Source organism: Streptomyces xantholiticus (assembly GCF_014651015.1).
Classification (GTDB): domain Bacteria; phylum Actinomycetota; class Actinomycetes; order Streptomycetales; family Streptomycetaceae; genus Streptomyces; species Streptomyces xantholiticus.
Map to the genome: position 1 here is coordinate 65762 of NZ_BMWB01000023.1, position 23331 is coordinate 89092.

Sequence of the window (23331 nt, forward strand, 5' to 3'; positions counted from 1 at the left end):
CGTGGTCCGCTCATCCGCGGCACGCCGTCACGAACCGGGCCGCCACCTCGGGCCGGGACGCCCAGTGCGTGTGCAGATAGCTGGCGTGCACACCCCGCTGCACGAACCCCTCGGCCCGGCGCTCCGGCCGCACCATGCCCCACGCGGGCGCCGGCCCTGAGCCCGGTTCCAGCACCGTGCGGTGGAACTCGTGGCCCCGCATCCGGGTTCCGGCAGCGGCGAGGGGGCTGTCGACGACCGCGACGGCCTCCCGGTAGCCGAGCGTCAGCCGTCCCGACATCCGCGCGTCGGCGTCCAGGACGCCGCACATGGGCCTGCCGTCCAGGGACCGGGCCAGATACAGCAGCCCGGCGCACTCGGCGGCGACCGGCGCCCCGGAGCGCGCCAGTTCGGCGACCGCCTTCCGCAGCGGCTCGTTCGCGGACAGCTCGGGCGCGTACACCTCGGGGAAGCCGCCACCGATGACGATCCCTCCGGTTCCCTCGGGGAGCTTCTCGTCCCGCAGCGGGTCGAACGGCACGACCTGCGCACCGGCGGCCCTCAGCAACTCCACATGCTCCGCGTACGAGAACGTGAACGCGGCCCCTCCGGCGACCGCGACCACCGGCGGAGGACCCCCCTCCGGCGCGGAGGGCCGGGCGTCACCGGCGGCGTGCCGCCGTTCCACGACCCTCGGCACCCACGGTGCCTCGGGCAACGCCGGCGCCGACCGAGCCAACGCCAACAGCGCGTCCAGGTCGCACCCGGCCCGTACCTGCTCGGCCATGGCCCCGACGGCGTCCACCGCCTCGGCCTGCCGCTCGGCAACCGGCACCAGCCCAAGGTGGCGCGACGGCGTACCGACACGCTGCTCACGCCGCAAGGCGCCCAGCACCGGCACCCCGGACCCGCCGAGCGCCTCCCGCAGCAGATGCTCGTGCCGGTCCGTCGCCACCTTGTTGAGGATCACCCCGCCGATCCGCACCTCCGGGTCCCACGACGCGAACCCGTGCACCAGCGCCGCCACCGAGCGGGACTGCGACGAGGCGTCCACGACCAGCACCACCGGCGCGCGCAACAGCTTCGCGACCTGCGCGGTCGAGGCCAGCTCGCCCTGGTCGGCGGCGCCGTCGTACAGCCCCATCACGCCTTCCACCACGGCGATTTCGCAGTCGCGCGCCCCGTGCAGGAACAGCGGCGCGATCAGCTCCGTGCCGCACAGGTACGCGTCGAGGTTGCGGCCGGGCCGACCCGTGGCCAGCGCGTGGTAACCGGGATCGATGTAGTCGGGGCCGACCTTGTGCGGCGACACGGCGAGGCCCCGCTCGGCGAACGCGGCCATCAGGCCCGTCGCGACCGTGGTCTTGCCCGCCCCCGACGAAGGGGCGGCGATGACGAGACGTGCTACCACTCGATGCCCCGCTGGCCCTTCTGCCCCGCGTCCATGGGGTGCTTGACCTTGGACATGTCGGTGACCAGGTCGGCGAAGTCGATCAGCTTCTGCGGCGCGTTGCGGCCGGTGATCACCACATGCTGCGTGCCGGGCCGCTCGCGCAGCACCTCGATCACCTCGTCGGTGTCGATCCAGCCCCAGTGCAGCGGGTAGGCGAACTCGTCGAGCACGTACAGCTTGTGCGTCTCGGCCGCCAGGTCCCGCTTGACCTGTTCCCAGCCCTCACGGGCCTTGTCCTCGTTGGACTGCTCACCCTCCGCGGGGGTGCGCTGGATCCACGACCAGCCCTCGCCCATCTTGTGCCAGGCGACCGTGCCGCCCTCGCCGCTGGCGCCCAGCACCTTGAGTGCGTTCTCCTCGCCGACCTTCCACTTCGCCGACTTCACGAACTGGAACACCCCGACCGGCCAACCCTGGTTCCAGGCCCGCAGCGCGAGCCCGAACGCGGCCGTCGACTTCCCCTTGCCGATGCCCGTGTGCACGAACACCAGGGGACGGTTGCGGCGCTGACGGGTCGTGAGCCCGTCGTCCGGTACGACTGACGGCTGTCCCTGCGGCATTACGCGGCCCTCCTGATGGCGGATACGTCCCGGACGTCCTTGACGAGCCCGGCGATCGATTCGGCCCGCAGCTCGTCGAGCGTGACGGCGCTGCCGCCAAGCGATCCGGCGAGCGTGCCGGCCAGCCCGAGCCGTACCGGCCCGGCCTCACAGTCCACGACGACGGCCGCGGTTCCCTCAGCGGCGTGCAGCCGCGCGGCGCGCAGCGCGGACCCGAAGGCGTCCCCGGCACCCGTGCCGGTGGCCCGGCCGTCGGTCACCACCACCAGCAGCGGACGGCGCGACGGATCGCGCAGCCGCTCGATGCGCAGCACGTCGTGCGCCTTGAGCAGGCCCTGCGCGAGCGGTGTGCGGCCACCCGTCGGCAGCGACTCCAGCCGCGCCGCCGCCGCGTCGACCGACGAGGTGGGCGGCAGCGCCAACTCCGCGCCCTTGCCGCGGAAGGTGATCAGCCCCACCTTGTCGCGCCGCTGGTACGCGTCCAGCAGCAGCGACAGCACGGCGCCCTTGACCGCGCCCATGCGCTTCCTTGCCGCCATCGACCCCGACGCATCCACCACGAACAGCACGAGGTTCCCCTCGCGGCCCTCGCGGGTCGCCTGCCGCAGATCGTCCCGACGGACCACCAGCCCCCGTCCGCTGCGCCCGCGGGCACGCTGGTGCGGGGCGGCGGCCTGCACGGTGGCCGCCAGGTGCAGCTTGGTGAGCGCGCCCCGGGGCCGCCGTGCGCCGGTCGTACGCCCGTGCTCGGTACGCGCACGGGACCTGCGCCCCGCCGCGCCCTCACCGAGGCCGGGCACGCTGAGCATCTTCGTACGGAACGGTTCCGCGGCCCGTACGGGCTGCTGCTCACCACCGCTCCCGGCGCCGGGAGCCGGGGCGGGCGCCGACCCGGAGCCGGCGGTTTCGGGCGCCTTTGGTGCGTCCGGCCCACCGCCCTGCGGCGGCACCCCGCCGCCACCGCCGCCGGGACCGCCCTCGGGCCCGCCGTCCGGACCGGGATCCGGGTCGGGGTCGGGCTCGTCGTCCCCGCCGAACTCGTCCAGCGTCTCGTCGAGCTTGGACTCGTCCAGGCCGGGCGCGTCAAAGGGATTGCGCCGCCTGCGGTGCGGCAGCGCCAGCAGCGCCGCCTGCCGTACGTCCTCCTCCGCGACCTCGTCCCGTCCCGCCCACGCCGCCAGCGCGGTCGCCGTGCGGGCCATCACGATGTCGGCCCGCATACCGTCGACCTCGAACGCCGCACAGGTCGCCGCGATCTGCCGCAGCGCCACATCGCCGAGGACGACGCGCGGCAGCAGTTCCCGCGCCGCCACGATCCGCTCGCGCAGCGCTGTTTCCTCGCCCGCCCAGCGCGCTGCGAAGCCCGCCGGATCGTCGTCGTACGCCAGCCTGCGCCGTACGACCTCGACCCGCCGGTCGGGGTCGCGGGAGGCCGCGACCTCCACGGTGAGCCCGAACCGGTCCAGCAACTGGGGCCGCAGCTCGCCCTCTTCGGGGTTCATGGTCCCGACGAGCAGGAAGCGGGAGGCATGCCGTACGGAGACACCTTCGCGCTCGACGTAGGAGGCGCCCATGGCGGCGGCGTCGAGCAGGAGGTCGACGAGGTGATCATGAAGGAGGTTCACCTCGTCCACATAGAGGATCCCGCGGTTCGCATCGGCGAGCAGCCCCGGCTCGAACGCCTTCACGCCCTCCGAGAGCGCCCGCTCGATGTCGAGCGCGCCGACGAGCCGGTCCTCCGAAGCACCAACGGGCAGCTCGACCATGCGCGCCGGCCGCGCCTCCCCGGCCCCGGCCTCGTGCGGCCCGTCCGGGCATGAAGGGTCCGGTGCGGCGGGCGCGCAGGAGAAACGGCACCCGGTCACCACGGGCACCTCGGGCAACAGGTCCGCGAGGGCACGCACCGCGGTGCTCTTCGCGGTGCCCTTCTCACCACGTACGAGTACGCCGCCCACTGCGGGGCTCACCGCGTTGAGGAGCAGCGCAAGGCGCAGATCGTCCATGCCGACAACGGCCGTGAACGGATAGCGGGTGCTCATCAGGTGATCGCTCCTTCGGGTGACTCCACCTGGACAGGTTGGGTCGCCGCCGATCCGCGGCGCATGCTGGTGCCCTTGCTCCCCGCCTCAAGGGACGGCCCGCTGCTCCACGGGCACCTGGTGGAACTGCTGCTCTGCGCCCCGCACTCGGGGGGAGCGTGCCCCTCGCCACCAACCCTCACGGCGCTCCCGGCGGCACGAACGGCAACTCCGGCGGCGCCCCGCCCTCGATGAGCCGCAGCAACGCCGTCGTATCCGTGTGCTCCTCGATCAGATCCCCCAGCCGGTCCAACTGCTCCTCCCGCAGGGTCCCGAAGCTCGTGTCCGGCGCCGGCACGAAACGCCGCCCCGCCAGTGCCGCGACCTCCCGCAGGAACGCGCGCCGGAAGCCGTCGCTCTCCAGGGACCCGTGCCAGTGCGTGCCCCATACCGCGCCGACCCGGCAGCCGTCCAGGAAGGGATCGCCACCGCCGACCTCCGCCACGCCGTGATGGATCTCGTACCCCTCGACCCGCTCTCCGAGCGCCTCGCCCTCGGGCCTCGCGAGCGTCTTCTCGCGCGCGAACCGCACCCGTACCGGCAGCAGTCCCAGCCCTTCGACCTCGCCCGCCCGCGACTCGACGTCGTCCTCGATGTGTTCGCCCAGCGCCTGGAAACCGCCGCAGATTCCCAGCACCGGCCGGCCCTCCGCCGCCCGCCGAGCCAGGGCGTCAGCCAGCCCGCGCTCCCGCAGCCACGCCAACGCCTTGACCGTTCCCCGGGTGCCCGGGACGACCACCAGGTCGGCGTCGACGAGCTCCTCCGCGCGGTCCACGAACCGCACCACGACGCCCGGTTCGGCCGCCAGCGCGTCGACGTCGGTGAAGTTCGACATCAGCGGCACCGCGCACACCGCGACCCGCAGCACATCGGCACCGACGGGCGCCGCGAGGGCCGACTGACTCACCGCGCCGCGCAGGGAGACCCTCAGGCCGTCCTCCTCGTCGATGCCGAGCCCGTGCGCGTACGGCAGGACGCCGAGCGTCGGCCGCCCCGTGAGGCCGTGCAGCATGTCGAGTCCCGGCTCGAGCAGGGACACGTCGCCGCGGAACTTGTTGACCAGGTAACCCGCCACCAGCGACTGGTCCTCGGGGCTCAGCAGCGCCGTCGTACCGAAGAACTGCGCGAACACCCCGCCCCGGTCGATGTCGCCGACCACCAGCACCGGCAACCGGGCGGCCCGCGCGATGCCCATGTTCACGATGTCCGTGCGCCGCAGGTTGATCTCGGCCGGACTGCCCGCCCCCTCGCAGATCACGGCGTCATACGTGCCCCGCAGCTCCTCCAGGCACGCCATGACCGGCTCGAACAACTCCTGCTGTCTGCCCCCGTGGTACCCCCGGGCGCTCAGCTCACCGACCGGCCGGCCCATCAGCACCACCTGGCTGGAGCGGTCGCTGCCGGGCTTGAGCAGTACGGGGTTCATCAGCGCGGTCGGTTCCACGCGCGCGGCCTGCGCCTGCATCGCCTGCGCCCGTCCGATCTCCGCGCCCTCACGCGTCACGAACGAATTGAGGGACATGTTCTGCCCCTTGAACGGCGCGACCTTCACCCCCTGCCGCACCAGCCACCGGCAGATCCCGGCCGTGACGACGCTCTTGCCCGCGTCCGAGGTGGTCCCCGCGACCAGCAGCCCCCCGCTCATGCCCGCCTCCGCTTCAGTGCTCCCAGGGTGAGCCGTGCGCCCGCGCAGACCACCAGGGCCAGCGTGCCCACCCGGCGCGACAGCCGCACCGCTCGTCCGATGTCGCCGAACTCCACGGCCCGGCCCTCTCCGCCCAGTACGGGCCGGTGCTCGACCCGTCCGCCGTACGAGAGGGTCCCGCCCAGCCGTACGCCGAGCGCGCCCGCGAAGGACGCCTCCACGGGGCCCGCGTTGGGGCTCGGGTGCTTGCCCGCGTCGGCCCGCCAGGTCCGGACGGCGCCGCGCGGGTCCGGTCCGCAGGCGGCCGCCAGCGCGGCGGTGAGCCGCGCGCCCGGCCAGCCGGCCACGTCGTCCAGCCGGGCCGATGCCCAGCCGTAGCGGCGGTGGCGGGGCGACTTGTGGCCGACCATCGCGTCCAGGGTGTTCACCGCCCGGAAGCCCACCAGCCCGGGCACGCCCGCGACGGCGCCCCACACGAGGGCGCCCACGACCGCGTCGGAGGTGTTCTCGGCCACGGACTCGACGACGGCGCGTGCGATCTGCTGCGCGTCCAGCGCCTGCGGGTCGCGCCCGCACAGATGGGGCAGCCGCTCGCGTGCCGCCTCGACGTCGCCGGCGGCCAGCGCGTCGCCGATGGCCGTGGCCTCCCGCCCGAGCGTCGTACCTCCGACGACGGCCCAGGTGGCGGCGGCGGTCAGCGCGGCCGATGCGACGGAGGAGCGGCGCACGGCACGGGCGGCCAGGGTCGCCGCGGCCACGGCGCCGCCCGCGCAGACGGCTGTGTGCAGGGCGCCCCGGCCGCGGTGGTCGCGCCACAGCACACGCTCGACGGCGCCCGCCGCCCGCCCGAACGCGGCGACCGGGTGCCCCCGGCGGGGATCGCCGAGGAGCCGGTCGCCGGCGAGGCCGGCAGCGGCGCCGTATACGAAGATTCGGTCGGCTCGCACGGGATCAGCGGTCCCGGAAGTGGTGTCCGACGGACAGGGCTTTACCGCAGCCAGGCATGGCAGGAGTCCTCACTCAGGGTCCGCGCCCTGGTTCGACGTGACCGGCGGCGAGAGTTCCTGGCTCCCCGGGTGGTGCACCCGGGTGACAGTGGCGGGACCGCGCCGGATTCGCACCGGACTTCCTCTTCTGCCGCCGTTGATGGCCCCGGAAGTCCACCATGTGCGCGAACGCCCGTCAACTCACCCTTGACCTGCGGCGGACAGTGTGCCGAGCCCCACACCGGCGGACGGCCGAGCCCCCCGTCGGCGGACATGCAAGGGCCGGGCCCAGGGCACCGTGGGTGGCCTGGGCCCGGCCTCTGTGCGGATCGTGACGTCAGGTGACGATCAGGTAGATCCCGTAGGACACCGCCGCCGCGCAGAGCGCGAAGCAGGCGTACGCGCCGGTGCGGGCCAGCGAGCCGGAACCTCCGGCCTGCGTGGCCGCCTCCTGCTTGGTCAGGCTCACGACGCCCAGGGTGAACAGGCCCACCAGGGCGACGGTGGCGACGAGGCTCACGCCGAACACGGAGCCGAGAGCTGCCCAGTCGATCTTCATGCTGCTCCTTACACCGTGGCCGTACGGGCCGGCTCGGGCTCGGCCGCGGCGTGGATCGTGGTCTTGATGTCGCCGGCGGGCGGCGGGGTGACGGCCGCGATGGCGGTCGTGACGACGCCCGCGGGCTCCTCGGCCGGGGTGTCGGTGTCGTTGACGTTGGTGTGGTCGATGACCTGGCGGCGCGAGATGAACCAGATCGCGACGCAGGAGGCGACGAGGAAGACGGCGACGGCCGCGACGCCCCAGTCACCCTGCTTGGTGACGAACTCGGAACCCGCCGCGACGAGACCCGCGGCCGGCAGGGTCAGACCCCAGGCCACGAACATCCGGGTGGCGGTGGACCAGCGGACGACACCGCCCTTGCGGCCGAGGCCCGCGCCCATGACGGCGCCGGAGCAGGAGTGGGTGGTCGACAGCGAGAAGCCGAGGTTCGAGGAGGCGAGGATCACGCTGGCCGCGCTGGTCTGGGCGGCGAAGCCCTGCTGCGGCTGGAGGTCGGTGAGGCCCTTGCCCATGGTGCGGATGATGCGCCAGCCGCCGAGGTAGGTGCCGAGCGCGATCGCCACACCGGCGGAGACGATGACCCACAGCGGAGGGTTGGAACCAGGGGAGAGCACATTGCCGGCGACGAGGGCCAGCGTGATGATGCCCATGGTCTTCTGGGCGTCGTTGGTGCCGTGCGCCAGGGACACGAGGCCGGCGGAGGCGATCTGCCCGGCGCGGTAGCCCTTGGCGGTGGCCTTCTGGTCGGTCTTCCTGCCGAGCCTGTACGTCAGCCTGGCCGCCAGCATGGCGGCGAGACCCGCGACGAGCGGAGCGGCGACGGCCGGAATCAGGACCTTGGTGACGACGACGCCGCCGTCGACCCCGCCGAATCCGACCGAGGCGACCGTGGCGCCGATCAGACCGCCCATGAGGGCGTGCGAGGAGCTGGACGGCAGACCGACCAGCCAGGTGAGCAGGTTCCACAGGATGGCGCCGACGAGCGCCGCGAAGATGACTTCAGGGGTGATGCCTGATTCGTCGACGAGTCCGCTGGAGATCGTCTTGGCGACCTCCACGGAGAGAAAAGCACCGACGAGGTTCAGAACGGCGGACATGGCCACCGCAGTCTTGGGCTTCATCGCGCCGGTCGAGATGGTCGTCGCCATCGCGTTGGCGGTGTCGTGGAAACCGTTCGTGAAATCGAACACGAGAGCTGTCACGATCACAATCGCGAGCAGCAGCGTGATGTGTTCCATTTACCCAGGCAATCGTTTGACGTCATTGACGCGAGGACCGTAGGCAACCTGGATGAACGGAAGATGAACTGGGGCGGGCGTTGTGGTGACCCGAAGTGGGGTCGGTCGATTCCGCTTGTCCGATTTCCGGCCCTCCTGGTGCTCAGTGCAGCCACTCGAACACCGTGCGTGTCCCTGGGGGCCGCGGACCCCGCCTGACAGGATCGCCGGCATGACTGATGAGGCGAGAGATGACATCGCACAGGCATGGCAGGAACTCGTGGGCACCGCCCGCAGGACGGCGTCCGAGGGGCTCGTCGTCGGCACTTCGGGCAACGTCTCGGTCCGGGTGGGCGAACTCGTCCTCGTCACCCCGAGCGGTGTGCCGTACGACCGGCTCACCGCGCGGGACACCGTCGCGGTCGACCTCGACGGCAAACAGGTCCTCGGCGACCTGAGGCCCACCAGCGAGCTGCCGCTGCATCTCGTCCTGCACCGGGAGACCGACGCGCGCGCTGTCGTGCACACCCACGCGGTGCACGCCACGGCGGTCTCCACCCTCGTTCCCGAGCTCCCGCCCGTCCACTACATGACCGCCGCGCTCGGCGGCCCGGTCCGCGTCGCCCCCTACGCGCTGTACGGCACGGCAGAGCTGGCCAGGAACATGCTGCACGCCCTGCGTGACCGCACGGCGTGCCTCCTCCAGAACCACGGGACCGTCGCCCACGGCGGCACGCTGTCCCAGGCGTACGACCGCACGGCGCAGCTGGAGTGGATGTGCCGTGTCTGGCTCACCGCGTCGTCCGTCCCGGGCCGAGAACCGACCCTGCTCTCCCCGCCACAACTCGCGGAGGCGGCGGCGCAGCTCGCGAGCTACGGCCAACCCGGCGCCTGACGCCTGCGGCGGGCCTTTCCCCCACGCCGTATACGCAGCCTCGCCGGCGTTCCAGCACGGGGGGCGGAGCCCCCGAAGCCGCGCGGAGCGCGGTGGCGGGTCCGGGCGGGGCCCGGTTTCGGCAAGGGGCGGGGAGGGGGACAAGCCCGCCGCAGGCGCAACAGCCCCCACGGCCACGCCCCACCGCGCGACACGCGCGGTCCCGCCCACTGGCCCCCGCGCCCGACCGCGCCGACACTGGATCCGTGCGCCCGGCTACAGCGACGGCAGCGGCCGTCACCACACTCATCGGCATCGGCGCGGCCGCGGTCGCGGCCGGCCGCTACGCGAGCCACGCCGCGCTGAGAGGGGCCCGCAGGCCACTGCCGGGCGATCCCCGGCTCACAGTCCACGACACCGCCCCCGGCCGTGTCGTGCTGACCCGCAGCCTCGCCTCGCTGCGCCCCGGCACGTACGGGCTCGAGGGCCCCGGGGTCCACGCCGTCGTGGGGCCGGTGCTCGACGGCGTCCCGCACGGCCCGGACACGGTCGTGCGCCGACTCGTGCGCGTCACGGAGGGCGGTCTGGAGCCCGGCACCCGGGTCCGGCTCACCCCGCAGGTGCACCGGGGCGACCCCTACGCCGCGCTCGGCATCGCGCACTCCGAGGTCCTCGTCCCCGGCGAACTCGGCGCACTCCCCGCGTGGTTCGTGCCCGGCGCGCGCGCCACCTGGGTCATCGCCGTGCACGGTCTCGGCACCACCCGGGAACACACCATGAACGTGATGGACTTCCTGCGCGACCAGCAGTTCCCGGTCCTGTCGCTCGCCTACCGGGGCGACTTCGGCGCCCCCCGCCCGCCGGACGGTCTGGGCCACCTCGGCGACTCCGAGTGGCGCGACCTCGACGCGGCCGTCCGGCACGCTGTCCGCCACGGCGCCGAGCGCGTCATAGTCCACGGCTGGTCCGTCGGCGCCTCGATGGCCCTGCACGCCGCCGCGAACTCCGGTCTGCGCGACCGGATCAGCGGCGTGGTGCTCGACTCGCCGGTGCTCGACTGGGAGGCGACCGTACGCGCCCTGGCCGCCGCCCGCAGGACCCCCGCCCCGCTGCTGCCCCTCGCGGTGCGGGCCGCGCAGGGCCGCACCGGGGCGCACGGTGACCGGCTCGCCGAAGCCGTCGACCCGCAGTCGCTGGGCGTGCCGACGCTGATCTTCCACGGCCCCGACGACTCCCTGGCCCCCTGGCACCGCTCACGCCAACTCGCCGCCCACCGCCCGGAACTGGTCACCCTCCACACGGTCCCCCGGGCCCCGCACGGCGCGATGTGGAACGCGGACCCGAAGGCGTACGAAGAAGTCCTCCGCCGCTTCCTCACCCCCCTCATGTGAGAGCAGGCGGGAAGGCCGCCGGCCCGGCCCGCGGGGTTCCGTTTGGGCTTTCGGGCCGTCAACGGGAAGACTGCACCCTGTGACGTCCCGAAAGCCTGATGAGCAATTGGCGCGCAACTCCAGACTCCGTCTCGTCCCCCCGCGGTCCCTGGCCACCGCCCGCCGGGCCGTGACGACCCGGCGCACGCGTCCGGCGCCCCGCCCGCCGGAGGGCACGCCCGCCCCCGGCGAGCTCGCGCACCAGGCGCGGGTGGTGCTCGCCGACGCGGAACGGGTCGCCCGCTGGGCGGCCGTGGAGCGCGGTCCCGGCGCGGCCAGTTCGATCGCGGAGGCACGCGAACGGGCCGCGGCCGCGCTCGGCATGACCGCGGAGCAGGTACGGGCCGGCTGGGACCGCGCCCGTCTCGCCGGTCTCATCGAACTGCACGGCGAAACGGCACGTCCCGGCTGGCGGCTGCGTGCCTGGGACCGCGACGACATGGCCGTGCTGCGCGGCTGGGTCGCTCTCTTCGACGCCTGGTCACTGGTTCATCCCGCGCCCGGGAACGTCGCTCCCGCGACGGTCGCCGAGGTGGTCGAAGCCGTGCCCCAGGTGCTCTCCCTCCTCCAGCTGTCGGCCGGTCCCGTGCTCATGCCCGCGCTGCTCGACCTGCTGCAGCAGCGTGTCGCCGAACTTCGCGAGGAACGCTGCGAGGTCCCCTACGGCACCCAGCCCGAACCGGGGTCCGGGGCAGGTGCCGACGAGGCGCCCGTCGCCGCACTCCTCGACTGGGCGCTCGAGGGCCTGTCCGCCGTGGGTGCCCTGACCCTCGAGCGCGGCCAGGCCACGCTCACCCCGCTCGGCAACTGGGCGGTCTGGGTCAAACTGGAGCAGATCTGCGTCGCCGCCCAGAGCCCCGCCGGCAACATCGAGCAGTCCGCGGAGGACATGCTGCGCGGATGCGCACGCCTCACGCCGGGCCCCGCCCGCGCCGAGTACCGGGCCTGGCTCGCGGCGCGCACCGTCTCCAGCGCCGTCGCGGAGCTGCTGGCCGTCGCCCGGGGCGAGGACGCCCTGCTGCGCGGTCTGGCCTTCGAGGCGCTGCGCGTGGTCGGCGCGCCCGCGGAGACCGAGGTCCGCGCGGTGGCCGCCGAACCGTCCCTGCGCCCTTACGCCTTGCTGTGGCTCGCCGAGTACGAGGGTGCCGACCCCGAGGACGCGGCCGACGTCCTCACCCGTGAGGAAGCGACCTGGCTGTGGGTGGACACCGCCGCCGCCGTGGCCGACCACGGTGAGCCGCAGCTGCTGCTGCGCCACCTCGACTCCGCCGTGCAGGGCACGGTCCCGGCCCTGCTCGACGAGGTCCGCGCCGGCGGCCATCCCCGTACCGTCCAGGTCCTGGTCGCTCTCGCGGCCGCGCACCCGGACCCGGCCCTGGCAAAGGCGGTGCGCAGGGCCGCGTTCCAGGTGCACACCGGCGGCGTCTGACCGCGGCGCGGCGGCGGGGAAGCGGCGAGGTCTACGCGGCCTCCGCCGCCCCCGGTGCGTATGTACCGAAACTCCAGATGTTGCCCTCGAGATCGCGGGCCATGTAGTCCCGCGAGCCGTAGTCCTGGTCGGTCGGGGGCATCACGATCTCCACGCCCTGCTCCACCGCTCTGCCGTGGTGCGCGTCCACGTCGTCGACATGGACGAACACCCCTGTGGGACCGGCGCCTTCCATCAGCTTGTCGAACTCGCTGCCGGTGCCCTTGCTGCCCAGCATCACCATGCCGTTGCCGTACGTCAGCTCGGCATGGAGCACGCCGCCGTCCTCGTTCTCGTACACCGCGTGTTCGGAGAAGCCGAAGGCCTCCGTGAGCTGCCTGATCGCGGCCTTGGCGTCCGCGTACACCAGCGTCGGACAGATGCTCGGCGACTGAGTCATCCCGACCACTCCTCAACTTGCTCGACGACAGGGATGTGATCTGCATCTCAGTCTGGCACCCGCCACCGACAACGCGGCTCAACCGGACCTGCCCCGGCCCGCGTCGTCACCGTCCGGCCGCAGCGCGCCCTCCTCCGGCCGCGGAAAAGCACTTGCACCGTCCCGTTAGACTGGGCCGTATGGCAATTCTCCTTGTGCATTAGACGGCGTAGAAGCGTCTGCCGCCCGTCCCTTCCGCCGTCCATACCGCCCTGGAGTCTTCCCCCGTGATCACCGCATCCGGTATCGAGCTGCGCGCCGGCGCGCGCGTCCTGATCGAATCCGCTTCCTTCCGCATCGCCAAGGGCGACCGCATCGGCCTCGTGGGCCGCAACGGAGCGGGCAAGACCACACTCACCAAGTGCCTCGCGGGTGAGGGCATCCCCGCCGGCGGCACCATCTCCCGCTCCGGCGAGGTCGGCTACCTCCCGCAGGACCCGCGCACCGGCGACCTCGACGTCCTCGCCCGCGACCGGATCCTCTCCGCCCGCGGCCTCGACGTCCTGATCCGCAAGATGCGGCAGAACGAGGAGCGCATCGCCACCGGCCAGGGCGCCACCCGTGAGAAGGCGCTGCGCCAGTACGAGCGTCAGGAGACCGAGTTCCTCACCAAGGGCGGGTACGCCGCGGAGGCGGAGGCCGCCACCATCGCCGCCGCGCTCGGTCTGCCCGACCGGGTGCTCGGCCAGCCGCTCCACACCCTCTCCGGCGGCCAGCGCCGCCGGGTCGAGCTCGCCCGCATCCTGTTCTCGGACGCCGACACCCTGCTGCTCGACGAGCCCACCAACCACCTCGACGCCGACTCGATCGTGTGGCTGCGTGACTACCTGAAGACCTACCGCGGTGGCTTCATCGTGATCTCCCACGACGTCGACCTCGTGGAGACCGTCGTCAACAAGGTCTTCTACCTCGACGCCAACCGCGCCCAGATCGATGTCTACAACATGGGCTGGAAGCTCTACCAGCAGCAGCGCGAGGCGGACGAGAAGCGCCGCAAGCGCGAACGGCAGAACGCCGAGAAGAAGGCCGCCGCCCTCAACTCGCAGGCCGACAAGATGCGCGCCAAGGCGACGAAGACCGTGGCCGCGCAGAACATGGCCCGTCGCGCCGAGCGTCTGCTGGCAGGCCTCGAGGACGTCCGGGTCGCCGACAAGGTCGCCAAGCTCCGCTTCCCGGAGCCCGCGCCCTGCGGCAGGACGCCGCTCAGCGCGGAGAGCCTTTCCAAGTCGTACGGCTCCCTCGAGATCTTCACCGACGTGGACCTCGCGATCGACAAGGGCTCCCGCGTCGTCATCCTCGGCCTCAACGGCGCGGGCAAGACCACACTGCTGCGGCTTCTCGCGGGCGTGGAGCAGCCGGACACCGGCGCGGTCACCCCCGGCCACGGTCTCAAGCTCGGCTACTACGCCCAGGAGCACGAGACCCTGGACCCCGACCGTACGGTCCTGGAGAACATGCGCTCCTGCGCGCCCGATCTCGATCTCGTCGAGGTCCGCAAGACGCTGGGTTCGTTCCTCTTCTCCGGCGACGACGTCGACAAGCCCGCCGGGGTGCTCTCCGGTGGCGAGAAGACCCGCCTCGCCCTGGCCACCCTCGTGGTCTCGTCCGCCAACGTCCTGCTGCTCGACGAGCCGACCAACAACCTCGACCCCGCCAGCCGGGAGGAGATCCTCGGCGCGCTGCGCACCTACAAGGGCGCGGTCATTCTCGTCACGCACGACGAGGGCGCGGTCGAGGCGCTCGAGCCCGAGCGGATCATCCTGCTGCCGGACGGCGTCGAGGACCTGTGGGGAGCGGACTACGCGGACCTGGTGGCACTGGCCTGACGGCCCAGCACGGGTCCTGCACCCGGTGCAGGACCCGTGCGAGGCGTCCTCGACGATCTCCGTATGGATCTCCGTATGGATCATTCGGCCTACAAGTGATCCATCATCTGTGTGAGACCGTCTCGTATCGCGGCGTGGTGACTGGTGGCCCGCCGCCGTCCGCTCCGCCGCCCTGGCGGCCCTTCCTCGGCGCCGCTGACCTGCCCTTTCCCGAGGCGGCCGGTCCGCACATGGACCCACAGCAGATCGGAATGAGGGATTCCGCTCGTGGTGGCCTCATACCGCAACGCAAAGCGTTCCGTACTGACCTTGTCGAATGGGTGGCCAGGACGCCCAGGAGGGGTGATCATGAGAAGTCCAGAGCGCACTTCCCATGAGGAGGCACGGGTGGCCGAGACTCTGAAGAAGGGCAGCCGGGTTACCGGCGCCGCGCGCGACAAGCTCGCGGCAGACCTGAAGAAGAAGTACGACTCCGGTGCGAGCATCCGGGCGCTGGCCGAAGAGACCGGCCGCTCCTACGGATTCGTCCACCGGATGCTCAGTGAGTCCGGAGTCGTCCTGCGAGGACGTGGCGGAGCGACGCGAGGCAAGAAGGCTGCTTCGGCCTGACGGCCCCGTCGTGACGAGGCTGCTTCTCCGGTTCATCGGTTCCCACGGTGGCCACCTGGTCGATCCCAGGACCGACCAGGCGGTTACTGTGCAGTCGCTTACCTTCGTAACCTGAAGGGCAAGCCAGACTGCACGAACCGGAGGCACCTCATGACTTCGCTCGACCCTGTACTTGACAAGGACGGTGTACGGCTCACCGTCGAAGACACGGTTGCCACGGTGACCCTGACGAACCCGGACAAGCGCAACGCCCAGAACTTCGCGCTGTGGCGGGCGTTGGCGCAGGCGGGTCGGTCGTTGCCGGGCAGCGTGCGGGTCGTCGTGCTGCGCGGCGAGGGCAAGTCCTTCTCCGCCGGCCTCGACCGGCAGGCATTCACACCGGAAGGCTTCGTCGGCGAGCTGTCCTTCATGGACCTGGCACGCCGCACGGATGCGGAGATCGACGCGTCGATCGCCGAGTTCCAGGAGGCGTTCACCTGGTGGCGCCGCAACGACATCATCACGATCGCGGCCGTCCAGGGCCATGCGATCGGAGCCGGCTTCCAGCTCGCCCTCGCCTGCGACCTGCGGGTCGTCGCACAGGACGTGCAGTTCGCCATGCGCGAGACCAGCCTCGGGCTCGTTCCCGACCTCACCGGCACGCATCCGCTGGTGTCCCTCGTCGGCTACGCCCGCGCCCTCGAGATCTGTGCGACCGGACGCTTCGTCCACGCTGAGGAGGCCGAGCGCACCGGCCTGGCCAACCTCGTCGTGCCCGGCGACGAACTCGACTCCGCGGTACGGGACCTGACCGCGGCGCTGCTCGCCGCGCCCAGAGACGCGGTGATCGAGACCAAGGCGCTGCTGCAGGGGGTGGGGGACCGCTCCTACGACGAGCAGCGCGCGGCGGAGCGGGCGGCACAGGGACGGCGTCTGCGCGACCTGGCGGGCCTGGCGGACTGACGCGGGACTCGCCTGCGGCGGGTATTGCCCCCGCGCCTGGCGGCGTGGGGGACCGTGCGAACGCGGTATGCCTGACCGGGTTCGGTAAGGGGCGGTGAAGGGACGGGCTCCGCGCGGCGGTCAAGGCGTCGCGGAGATCACCACCGTCACCGCCCGCTCGTCCCCCAGCGCCACCCCCACCGCGCCCCGTACCGCCCTCGCCACGTCCAGCGCCCGGTACCCCTCCGCCGTCGCCAGTTCGACGCGGACGTGGTCAGGCGCCCGATGCACCGCCGTGCCCAGTGTCGCCGTCAGGTGCGCCACGCCCGGCGTCCTCGCCACGGCCGTGCCCACCGGGTCCGACGGGGTCACGGCCTCCGGCGGTTCCGGGGCCGAGTGCTGCTCCGGAGCCTCATCCAGCAGTCGGGCCACCCGCAGATCGACGGCCGTCACCGTAAGGCCCAGCTCCTCCACCGCCGCCTCGAACAGAGTGGCCCGCAGCGCAGCCGTGAGCGACGGCAGCGGCTCGTCGAGGCCCCACACCGACATGTCCGCCTCAATGAGCAGCGGCCCCGGGGGCAGAGAGGCCGGCGGGGCGGGCACCGTCGGGTCCTCCGCCGCGGCCGGGTCCGCCAGGCAGAGCCGGACATCGTCCAGGGCCGCACCAGGCACCGAGGCCGCCGCCCGCCGCAGCACCGCCGCGGCCGCCGATTCCGACAGCCAGGCGCCGTCCGCCGGACCTCCCAGGCCAAGCAGTCTGCCGAGCCCCATCACTCGGCGGACCCGCCGCCGCACCGCATCCGGAGTGGTCATTCCTCCAGCCTGCCGCATCCCCGGCGCGGATGGGGGCAAGCACGCTTAATGTGGGCAATGGGGGCACCACCTGCCCGGAAAGGATGACGGCTATGACCGAAACACCTGGGCGCAGCCTGCCCACGACATCCGGAAACGAGCTGTCCGGTTCCAGCGACGCCCCTCGGAAGGCCACGGCCAAACGGCTTCCCGAGCCGGGCTCCCGGGGCCGCACCACCATCGCAGACGGCGTGGTGGAGAAGATCGCCGGACTCGCCGCCAGGGACGTGCTCGGCGTGAACGCCATGGGCGGCGGCCTGTCCCGTACGTTCGGCGCGGTGCGCGACAGGGTGGGGCCCGGCAGCAGCAGGTCGAGTGCCACGCGTGGAGTGAAGGCCGAGGTCGGTGAGGTACAGACGGCGCTCGACCTGGAGATCGTCGTCGACTACGGCGTCTCCATCGCCGATGTCGCCCGCGCGGTCCGTGAGAACGTGGTCTCCGCCGTCGAGCGGATGACCGGGCTCGAGGTCGTCGAGGTGAACATCGCCGTCAGCGACGTGAAACTGCCCGAAGAGGAAGAGGAAGAGCCGGAGCCGCGACTCCAGTAGAGGAGCCCAACATGAGCATGGCGGTGGTCGGACTGATGGCCGGTATGGCGCTCGGATTTGCCGGATACTTCGGTGGATTCGGTGCGTTTGTGCTGGTGGCGGCCCTGGGAGCGGTCGGTTTCGTGATCGGCCGGTTCCTCGAGGGGGACCTGGAGGTCGGCGACTTCCTCCGGGGCCGCGAGCGTGGCGACCGGCGGCGGTGACAGGCGGTGACCGTGGACCCCGTGGGGGTGGCCGGCACGTCGGCAGGGATGCCCGCGCGGCGGCCGGCACCGGCTGCCCGGGGGGCGACCGGCATCGCCGACCGCGTCGTGGCGAAGATCGCCGCGCAGGCGGCGCGTGAAGCGCTGCACGGCGTGCCGGAGGGCGGCGCGCCGCCGCACGCCATGGTCGTCGTGCACCACGACACGGCCCGGGTGCGGGTCAGTCTCGAGCTGGAGTACCCCTCGGACATCGGCGCCCAGTGCGGCGCGGTGCGTCGCCGAGTCGTCCAGCGGGTAAAGGCGTTGGCGGGGATGGAGGTCCCCGAGGTGGCGGTGCACGTCGAGCGGCTGCACTCCGCCCACTCGCGCGGTGCGGCGAAGGGGAGGATTCGATGACCGAACCGGAGAAGCCCACCGACCCGGGCCCTGAGTCGACGCCGGGCTCCGCGGGTTCCGAACGTTCCGCACAGCCCGTTCTCGAGCTGGACCAGTCCGCCTCCGCGTCCGCGTACGACCCGGTGGCGAAGAAGGACGACGACGGCGGCAGGATCGGGCGCTTCTGGTCGGTGCGCCGGGTGCCCGCCGCACTGCTGGCGCTTGTCGTTCTCGGTGGCGCCGGACTGCTGCTGTACGACGTCGCCGCCGTGCGCGCCGACCGGCCCGCCATGGGCTGGCGGCGAGCCGCCGCCGAGTACCTCGCCGAATGGCGACTGAACGAGATCGCGGTCCTGGCCGCGGCCGGTGCCGTGATGCTCGTCGGCATCTGGCTCATCGTCCTGGCGGTGACGCCGGGCCTGCGGTCGCTGCTGCCGATGCGGCGCGACCGCCCCCACGTACGGGCCGGCCTCCACCGTGAGGCCGCGGCACTCGTGCTGCGCGACCGTGCCATGGAGGTCTCCGGGGTGCAGACGGTACGGGTGCGGATGGGGCGCTCCAAGGCGTCGGTGCGGGCGCGTGCCCACTTCCGTGACCTCGACGACGTACGCGCCGACCTGGACGCGGCGCTCGGTGTCGGCCTGAAGGAACTCGGCCTTGCCCGCCCCCCGGCCCTGGCCGTGTACGTGGGCAGGCCGCCGGCGAGAAAGAGGTGAGGACCGGTGCAGGAGATGCTTCGAGCCGTCAACCGTGTGTTCCTCGGCCTTGCCGGGCTGGTCCTGATGTGCGCCGGAGGCGCGGTCCTCGCGGCCGGCGTCGGCCTCTCCGTCCCCTCGTGGTGGCCCTACGACGGCCGGCACGACGTACTGCTGAGCGACGCCGACCGGGCGCGATGGCGCGACGAAGGCTGGTGGTGGCCGGTCGTCATCGCTGTGCTCGCAACGCTGGTGGTCCTCGGTCTGTGGTGGTTCCTCGCCCAACTCCGGCGCGCACGGCTTGCGGAGGTACTGGTGGAGAGCGGCGACGGCGAAGGGGCACTGCTGCGCGGGCGGGCGCTGGAGGGCGTACTGGAGGACGAGGTGGCGTCCCTGGAGGGTGTCTCCCGCGCGTCCGTCACGCTGATGGGCCGGCGTAACGCGCCGCGGGCGAGGGCGGTGCTGCAGCTGGAACCGGACGCGGCACCGGGCGGAACGCTGGCGCGTCTCACCGACGAGGCGGTGGCCCACGCACGGGACTCGGCGGGGCTGGAGGCGCTGCCGACGGAGGTTCGGTTGGGGTTGGCGAAGCATCGGGCCCGGCGGGTTTCGTGACGGAGTGCCCGCTGGGCGGGCCGCTTCCCCTCGCCGGCCCTTCCCCGGACCGGGCTCCTCCCGCTACGCCTGGTCGGCGTGTGGGACCCCGCGTCCCGTGCGCGCGGGGGCCGTGCCCCGCACCCGCGCCGGCGGGGCCGGATCTCGGGCGACCCGGGGCACCGAACGCGGCACGGTGCCGGGTTCTGGGGCCGGCCCCGCCACGCGGTGGAGCCGCACATCGGTACAGCGGGAAGGGGCAGGGCGGGGAACACGCCCGCCGAAGGCGCTCGCGCGCCCCCGTCAGAAGCCGTGCCGCGCGCCCCCGTCGACCGGCAGCATGATGCCGGTCAGGTAGGACGCCGCCGGCGACAGCAGGAAGGCCGCCGCCCGGCCGAACTCCTCCGGAGTGCCGTAGCGCCGCAGCGGGATGCCCGACTCGTTCGCCGTGCGAGCCGCGTCCGCGTCGCCCGAGAGCGCGTCGAGCTCGCGGACGCGGTCCGTGTCGATGCGGGAGGGCAGCAGGCCGACGACCCGGATGCCGCGCGGGCCCAACTCGTCCGCGAGGGACTTCGCGAAGCCCGCGAGGCCGGGACGGAGGCCGTTGGAGATGGTCAGTCCGGGGACGGGCTCGTGCACGGAACCGGAGAGGACGAAGCCGATGACGCCGCCGTCGCCCAGCTCCGCCGCGGCCGTGCGGGCGAGGCGTACCGCACCGAGGAACACCGACTCGAAGGCGGCGGCCCACTGCTCGTCCGAGTTGTCCGCGACGAAGCCGGGCGCCGGGCCGCCCACGCTGATGAGAATGCCGTCGAAGCGCCCGAAGTGCGCCCGGGCGGCGGCGATGAGGCGCTGCGCTCCCGACGGGTCGGCGTTGTCACAGGCCACCCCCACCGCGCCGGCGCCGAGTTCGGCCGCCGCGTCCATGACTGTCTTCTCGTCCCGTCCGGTGATGATGACCCTCGCACCATCCGCGACGAGCGCCCGCGCCGAGGCGTTGCCGAGGCCCCGCGAGGCGCCGGTGAGGATGTAGACACGGTCCTTCAGTCCAAGATCCATGGCCCTATCCTGCCGCCTCCTGCCCGGTGAGTGCGAGGGCCGTGGTGACCAGGCCGATATGGCTGAACGCCTGGGGGAAGTTGCCGAGGTGCTGTCCCGAAGAGGGGTCGTACTCCTCGGAGAGGAGGCCCACGTCGTTGCACAGGGTCAGCAGCCGCTCGAACAGTTCACGGGCCTCCTTCTCCCGGCCGGTCATCCGCAGCGCGTCGGCCAGCCAGAAGGAGCAGACGAGGAACGCCCCTTCGCGGCCCGGCAGCCCGTCGATCCGGGTCGCCTCGGCGGTGTAGCGGCGCACGAGCGGCCCGCTGCCCAGTTCGCGCCGGATCGCCTCGACGGTGCCGACGACCCGAGGGTCGTCGGGCGGCAGGAACCCGACCCGCGGGATGAGCAGGACGGCGGCGTCGAGCTCGGCGGAGCCGTACGACTGGGTGAAGGTGCCCCGTACCGGGTCGAAGCCCTTCTCGCACACCTCGCGGTGCACCTCGTCCCGCATCGCCCGCCAGCGGGCGACGTCGCCGCGCAGCGACGGGTCGGACTCCAGGGTGCGAACGGCACGGTCCGCCGCGACCCATGCCATGACCTTGGAGTGCACGAAGTGGCGGCGCGGGCCGCGGACCTCCCACAGCCCCTGGTCCGGTTCGCGCCACTTGGCCTCCAGGAAGCCGAGCAGGCTCAGCTGGATGTTCCAGGCATGCCGTTCCGGCGCGAGGCCCGCCTGCCTGGCGAGGAAGAGGGAGTCGATGACTTCGCCGTACACGTCGAGCTGCAGCTGGCAGACCGCGTCGTTGCCGATGCGGACCGGTACCGAGCCGGCGTGGCCGCCGAGCCAGCCCAGCTCCAGCTCGGCCAGGCGCCGTTCGCCCGCGAGCCCGTACATGATCTGCAGGTCGGCCGGGTCGCCGGCGACGGCGCGCAGCAGCCAGTCCCGCCAGGCCGCGGCCTCGTCGAGGTAGCCGACGGACACCAGTGCGCTCAGCGTGAGGGTGGAGTCACGCAGCCAGCAGAAGCGGTAGTCCCAGTTCCGTACGCCGCCGATGTCCTCCGGCAGGGAGGTCGTCGGCGCGGCGACGATGCCGCCGGTGGGGGCGTACGTCAGGGCCTTGAGGGTGATCAGGGACCGCAGGACGGCGTCGCGGTACGGGCCCTGGTACCGGCACTTGGACGACCACGTCTCCCAGTCCTGCAGACAGTGCTCCAGGGACTGGTACGGGTCGATGAGATCGGGCCGCGGCTTGTGCGAGGGATGCCAGGTGAGGACGAACGCCACCTTGTCGCCCTCGCCGACCGTGAACGAAGAGCAGGTGCTGAAGTGCTGACCCCATGTCTTGACCGGCGGTTCGCTGCGCAGCCACACCGAGTCGGGTCCCGCGATCGCGATCCGGTGGCCGTCGGCGCGCCGCACCCAGGGCACGACGGAGCCGTAGTCGAAGCGCAGCCGCAGGGTGCTCCGCATGTCGACGGTGCCGCTGAGGCCCTCGATGATGCGGACGACGTCGGGGGCCTCGTCCCGCTGCGGCATGAAGTCGAGGATCCTGACCGTCCCCGTGCGGGTCTCCCACACCGATTCCAGCACCAGTGACGCGCCGACGTAGCGCCGGCGGGTGCAGGCGCCCGCGCCCTCGGGCGCGATCCGCCAGTGGCCGTTCTCCTCGTCGCCGAGGAGGGCGGCGAAGCAGGCGGCGGAGTCGAACCGGGGCAGGCACAGCCAGTCGATGGAGCCGTTCCTGCCGACCAGGGCAGCGGTCTGCAGATCGCCGATGAGGGCGTAGTCCTCGATTCGTTGCGTCACGCTCTGGCGTGTTCCCGCCGGGAGGACCGACTAAGCAGCCGCCGGGGCCGGCTCTGGCGTGCTCTCCTCGGCGGCGGCGCGGTCGTGCTTCTCACGGCGTACCAGAACCAACCAGCCGACGGGCACGCCGGCGGCGAACAGCCACCACTGGACGGCGTACGCCATGTGCGCACCGATGGAGTCGTGGTCCGGTTCCGGGATCATCTCCGGGCTGCCGCCCGCGGGCCCCGGGGCCGACAGTTCGAGGTAGCCGCCGAGCACCTGCCGGTCCAGCAGCCGGGCCTGCTGCTCGCTGTTGATCAGCATCACCTGGCGCGGCGGCAGGCCCTTCAGGTCCTTGATGCCGCTGGCACCGGTCGTCTCGTCGGCCTGGAGCCTGCCGGTGACGGTGACGCTTCCCCCGGGCGCGGGCGGCACCTCGGGGAAGGCCTTCTGGTCGGCCGCCGCGGGGACCCAGCCGCGATTGACGACCACGGCGCGGCCGTCGGCGAGCAGCAGCGGCGTCAGTACGTGGAAGCCGACGCGGTCGTCCGCGTTGGTCCGGCGGCGGACGACCATTTCGTGGGCGGTGTCGAAGGTGCCGGTCGCGGTGACCTGCCGCCAGTAGTCGGAGCGCGGGACCGTGTGCCCCGGGGAGGTGAGCTCGGTCATCGGTACCGGCCGCGCGTCGAGGTTCCGTGCGATGACGGCGTTCTGCTCGACCCTGCGCTCGTGCCGGTGCAGCTGCCAGAAGCCCAGCTCGATCATCGTGGGAACGAGAACGAGGCCGATGAGGGTGAGGATCACCCACTGCCGGGACAACAGGAAGCGGTACACGGCTTCGACCGTACCTGCTCCGCGCCGGCCCCCGGACGGTGGGTCCCCGCACGGGCCCGCACGCCGGAGCCGTGGCACAGGTCACACCCGGTCGACGATTCCGGCCCTCCCCTCGGCACGGGCGCAGTGGGCGCCGCAGTACCAGTGGCCCTCGACCTCGACGCCCTGGCCGATGATCTGGACCCGGCAGTGCTCACAGATGGGCGCCATGCGGTGGATGGCGCAGGAGAAGCAGTCGAAGACGTGCACCGCGCCCTGCGCGTGCACCTCGAAGGACATGCCGTAGTCGTTTCCGCAAACCTCGCAACGTGCCATGCGCCACAGGGTGAAACGCTTCGGTGCCCCGGGCGAGC

Annotated in this window: 24 protein-coding genes and 1 riboswitch; of the genes, 11 read left to right on the top strand and 13 right to left on the bottom strand. The window is 72.6% G+C overall.

The genetic code is table 11. From position 1 onward, the window contains the following. Window positions 1–10 precede the first annotated feature (10 nt). The 7 genes from IE198_RS27400 to IE198_RS27430 all read right to left on the bottom strand — a co-directional run bounded on the left by IE198_RS27400 (window position 11) and on the right by IE198_RS27430 (window position 8501). A complete protein-coding gene (locus IE198_RS27400; protein WP_189891259.1) occupies window positions 11–1390 on the bottom strand; it encodes a cobyrinic acid a,c-diamide synthase CobB in 1380 nt (459 codons plus the stop codon). After that, on the bottom strand, window positions 1384–1992 hold the full coding sequence (gene cobO / locus IE198_RS27405; RefSeq protein ID WP_100106527.1) for a cob(I)yrinic acid a,c-diamide adenosyltransferase: 609 nt from the start codon (window positions 1990–1992) through the stop codon (window positions 1384–1386). The genes IE198_RS27400 and cobO overlap by 7 nt, the downstream gene beginning before the upstream one ends. After that, window positions 1992–4031: a putative cobaltochelatase gene (locus tag IE198_RS27410; protein WP_189891261.1), complete on the bottom strand. Its 2040-nt coding sequence runs from the start codon at window positions 4029–4031 to the stop codon at window positions 1992–1994. Before IE198_RS27410 ends, cobO begins: the two co-directional genes overlap by 1 nt. A gap of 178 nt (window positions 4032–4209) precedes the next feature. Further along, entirely contained in the window at window positions 4210–5715 is a 1506-nt protein-coding gene (locus IE198_RS27415; protein WP_189891263.1) for a cobyric acid synthase, read from the bottom strand. Continuing rightward, window positions 5712–6662: a cobalamin biosynthesis protein gene (locus IE198_RS27420; protein ID WP_189891265.1), complete on the bottom strand. Its 951-nt coding sequence runs from the start codon at window positions 6660–6662 to the stop codon at window positions 5712–5714. The genes IE198_RS27415 and IE198_RS27420 overlap by 4 nt, the downstream gene beginning before the upstream one ends. Window positions 6663–6752: 90 nt before the next feature. Continuing rightward, a riboswitch (cobalamin riboswitch) is annotated at window positions 6753–6887 on the bottom strand. A 151-nt stretch (window positions 6888–7038) separates the two neighbouring features. Continuing rightward, window positions 7039–7260: a hypothetical protein gene (locus tag IE198_RS27425; protein WP_189891267.1), complete on the bottom strand. Its 222-nt coding sequence runs from the start codon at window positions 7258–7260 to the stop codon at window positions 7039–7041. Between the two features lie 8 nt (window positions 7261–7268). Beyond that, window positions 7269–8501 carry an inorganic phosphate transporter gene (locus IE198_RS27430; protein ID WP_189891269.1) on the bottom strand — a complete coding sequence of 411 codons (1233 nt, stop codon included), beginning with the start codon at window positions 8499–8501 and terminating at the stop codon, window positions 7269–7271. Between the two features lie 211 nt (window positions 8502–8712). Here IE198_RS27430 and IE198_RS27435 point away from each other — a divergent pair, with 211 nt between their 5' ends. The 3 genes from IE198_RS27435 (at window position 8713) to IE198_RS27445 (ending at window position 12213) form a co-directional block, all read left to right on the top strand. Beyond that, window positions 8713–9375 (top strand): class II aldolase/adducin family protein, encoded by a 663-nt coding sequence (locus IE198_RS27435; protein ID WP_189891272.1) that lies wholly within the window; start codon window positions 8713–8715, stop codon window positions 9373–9375. A gap of 245 nt (window positions 9376–9620) precedes the next feature. Then, on the top strand, window positions 9621–10745 hold the full coding sequence (locus tag IE198_RS27440) for an alpha/beta hydrolase (protein WP_189891274.1): 1125 nt from the start codon (window positions 9621–9623) through the stop codon (window positions 10743–10745). Window positions 10746–10824: 79 nt separating this feature from the next. Then, a complete protein-coding gene (locus IE198_RS27445; RefSeq protein ID WP_373300000.1) occupies window positions 10825–12213 on the top strand; it encodes a hypothetical protein in 1389 nt (462 codons plus the stop codon). Window positions 12214–12244: 31 nt separating this feature from the next. On the opposite strand, the gene IE198_RS27450 is transcribed toward IE198_RS27445, so the two are convergent. After that, window positions 12245–12652: a VOC family protein gene (locus IE198_RS27450; protein WP_189891276.1), complete on the bottom strand. Its 408-nt coding sequence runs from the start codon at window positions 12650–12652 to the stop codon at window positions 12245–12247. Between the two features lie 266 nt (window positions 12653–12918). Between IE198_RS27450 and IE198_RS27455 the strand changes: the two genes are divergently transcribed. The 3 genes from IE198_RS27455 (at window position 12919) to IE198_RS27465 (ending at window position 16068) form a co-directional block, all read left to right on the top strand. Beyond that, entirely contained in the window at window positions 12919–14517 is a 1599-nt protein-coding gene (locus IE198_RS27455; RefSeq protein ID WP_189891278.1) for an ABC-F family ATP-binding cassette domain-containing protein, read from the top strand. A 387-nt stretch (window positions 14518–14904) separates the two neighbouring features. Beyond that, complete coding sequence (locus IE198_RS27460) at window positions 14905–15126, top strand: helix-turn-helix domain-containing protein (RefSeq protein WP_005319113.1); 222 nt, start codon at window positions 14905–14907, stop codon at window positions 15124–15126. Between the two features lie 150 nt (window positions 15127–15276). Next, complete coding sequence (locus IE198_RS27465; RefSeq protein ID WP_189891280.1) at window positions 15277–16068, top strand: enoyl-CoA hydratase/isomerase family protein; 792 nt, start codon at window positions 15277–15279, stop codon at window positions 16066–16068. Between the two features lie 120 nt (window positions 16069–16188). On the opposite strand, the gene IE198_RS27470 is transcribed toward IE198_RS27465, so the two are convergent. Next, entirely contained in the window at window positions 16189–16860 is a 672-nt protein-coding gene (locus tag IE198_RS27470) for a hypothetical protein (RefSeq protein WP_189891282.1), read from the bottom strand. A gap of 92 nt (window positions 16861–16952) precedes the next feature. Here IE198_RS27470 and IE198_RS27475 point away from each other — a divergent pair, with 92 nt between their 5' ends. Genes IE198_RS27475 through amaP form a run of 5 tightly spaced genes read left to right on the top strand, consistent with a single transcriptional unit; the run spans window position 16953 to window position 19335 of the window. Further along, on the top strand, window positions 16953–17447 hold the full coding sequence (locus tag IE198_RS27475; protein WP_229834391.1) for an Asp23/Gls24 family envelope stress response protein: 495 nt from the start codon (window positions 16953–16955) through the stop codon (window positions 17445–17447). Window positions 17448–17458: 11 nt separating this feature from the next. After that, entirely contained in the window at window positions 17459–17650 is a 192-nt protein-coding gene (locus IE198_RS27480; protein WP_189891286.1) for a hypothetical protein, read from the top strand. Window positions 17651–17698: 48 nt separating this feature from the next. Beyond that, window positions 17699–18046: an Asp23/Gls24 family envelope stress response protein gene (locus IE198_RS27485; protein ID WP_189891380.1), complete on the top strand. Its 348-nt coding sequence runs from the start codon at window positions 17699–17701 to the stop codon at window positions 18044–18046. Beyond that, complete coding sequence (locus IE198_RS27490) at window positions 18043–18741, top strand: DUF6286 domain-containing protein (RefSeq protein WP_189891288.1); 699 nt, start codon at window positions 18043–18045, stop codon at window positions 18739–18741. Before IE198_RS27485 ends, IE198_RS27490 begins: the two co-directional genes overlap by 4 nt. A gap of 15 nt (window positions 18742–18756) precedes the next feature. Beyond that, window positions 18757–19335, top strand: a complete 579-nt coding sequence (gene amaP, locus IE198_RS27495) for an alkaline shock response membrane anchor protein AmaP (RefSeq protein ID WP_189891382.1) — start codon at window positions 18757–18759, stop codon at window positions 19333–19335. Window positions 19336–19617: 282 nt separating this feature from the next. Here amaP and IE198_RS27500 read toward each other — a convergent pair whose 3' ends face one another. The 4 genes from IE198_RS27500 to IE198_RS27515 all read right to left on the bottom strand — a co-directional run bounded on the left by IE198_RS27500 (window position 19618) and on the right by IE198_RS27515 (window position 23293). Next, window positions 19618–20373, bottom strand: coding sequence for an SDR family oxidoreductase (locus tag IE198_RS27500; protein ID WP_189891290.1), 756 nt, complete (start codon window positions 20371–20373; stop codon window positions 19618–19620). 4 nt (window positions 20374–20377) lie between these two features. Further along, window positions 20378–22162, bottom strand: coding sequence for a glycoside hydrolase family 15 protein (locus IE198_RS27505; protein WP_189891292.1), 1785 nt, complete (start codon window positions 22160–22162; stop codon window positions 20378–20380). A 30-nt stretch (window positions 22163–22192) separates the two neighbouring features. After that, window positions 22193–22978: an SURF1 family cytochrome oxidase biogenesis protein gene (locus tag IE198_RS27510; RefSeq protein WP_189891294.1), complete on the bottom strand. Its 786-nt coding sequence runs from the start codon at window positions 22976–22978 to the stop codon at window positions 22193–22195. An 81-nt stretch (window positions 22979–23059) separates the two neighbouring features. Next, a complete protein-coding gene (locus tag IE198_RS27515; protein WP_100106509.1) occupies window positions 23060–23293 on the bottom strand; it encodes a metallothionein in 234 nt (77 codons plus the stop codon). Window positions 23294–23331 lie beyond the last annotated feature (38 nt).

Coding starts and splice junctions, on each gene's coding strand:
- IE198_RS27435 (WP_189891272.1), top strand. CDS start 8,713: ATGACTGATGAGGCGAGAGATGACATCGCACAGGCATGGCAGGAACTC.
- IE198_RS27410 (WP_189891261.1), bottom strand. CDS start 4,031: ATGAGCACCCGCTATCCGTTCACGGCCGTTGTCGGCATGGACGATCTG.
- amaP (WP_189891382.1), top strand. CDS start 18,757: ATGCTTCGAGCCGTCAACCGTGTGTTCCTCGGCCTTGCCGGGCTGGTC.
- IE198_RS27485 (WP_189891380.1), top strand. CDS start 17,699: ATGCCCGCGCGGCGGCCGGCACCGGCTGCCCGGGGGGCGACCGGCATC.
- IE198_RS27490 (WP_189891288.1), top strand. CDS start 18,043: ATGACCGAACCGGAGAAGCCCACCGACCCGGGCCCTGAGTCGACGCCG.
- IE198_RS27450 (WP_189891276.1), bottom strand. CDS start 12,652: ATGACTCAGTCGCCGAGCATCTGTCCGACGCTGGTGTACGCGGACGCC.
- IE198_RS27425 (WP_189891267.1), bottom strand. CDS start 7,260: ATGAAGATCGACTGGGCAGCTCTCGGCTCCGTGTTCGGCGTGAGCCTC.
- IE198_RS27415 (WP_189891263.1), bottom strand. CDS start 5,715: ATGAGCGGGGGGCTGCTGGTCGCGGGGACCACCTCGGACGCGGGCAAG.
- IE198_RS27500 (WP_189891290.1), bottom strand. CDS start 20,373: ATGGATCTTGGACTGAAGGACCGTGTCTACATCCTCACCGGCGCCTCG.
- IE198_RS27480 (WP_189891286.1), top strand. CDS start 17,459: ATGAGCATGGCGGTGGTCGGACTGATGGCCGGTATGGCGCTCGGATTT.
- IE198_RS27475 (WP_229834391.1), top strand. CDS start 16,953: ATGACCGAAACACCTGGGCGCAGCCTGCCCACGACATCCGGAAACGAG.
- IE198_RS27515 (WP_100106509.1), bottom strand. CDS start 23,293: ATGGCACGTTGCGAGGTTTGCGGAAACGACTACGGCATGTCCTTCGAG.
- cobO (WP_100106527.1), bottom strand. CDS start 1,992: ATGCCGCAGGGACAGCCGTCAGTCGTACCGGACGACGGGCTCACGACC.
- IE198_RS27465 (WP_189891280.1), top strand. CDS start 15,277: ATGACTTCGCTCGACCCTGTACTTGACAAGGACGGTGTACGGCTCACC.
- IE198_RS27430 (WP_189891269.1), bottom strand. CDS start 8,501: ATGGAACACATCACGCTGCTGCTCGCGATTGTGATCGTGACAGCTCTC.
- IE198_RS27470 (WP_189891282.1), bottom strand. CDS start 16,860: ATGACCACTCCGGATGCGGTGCGGCGGCGGGTCCGCCGAGTGATGGGG.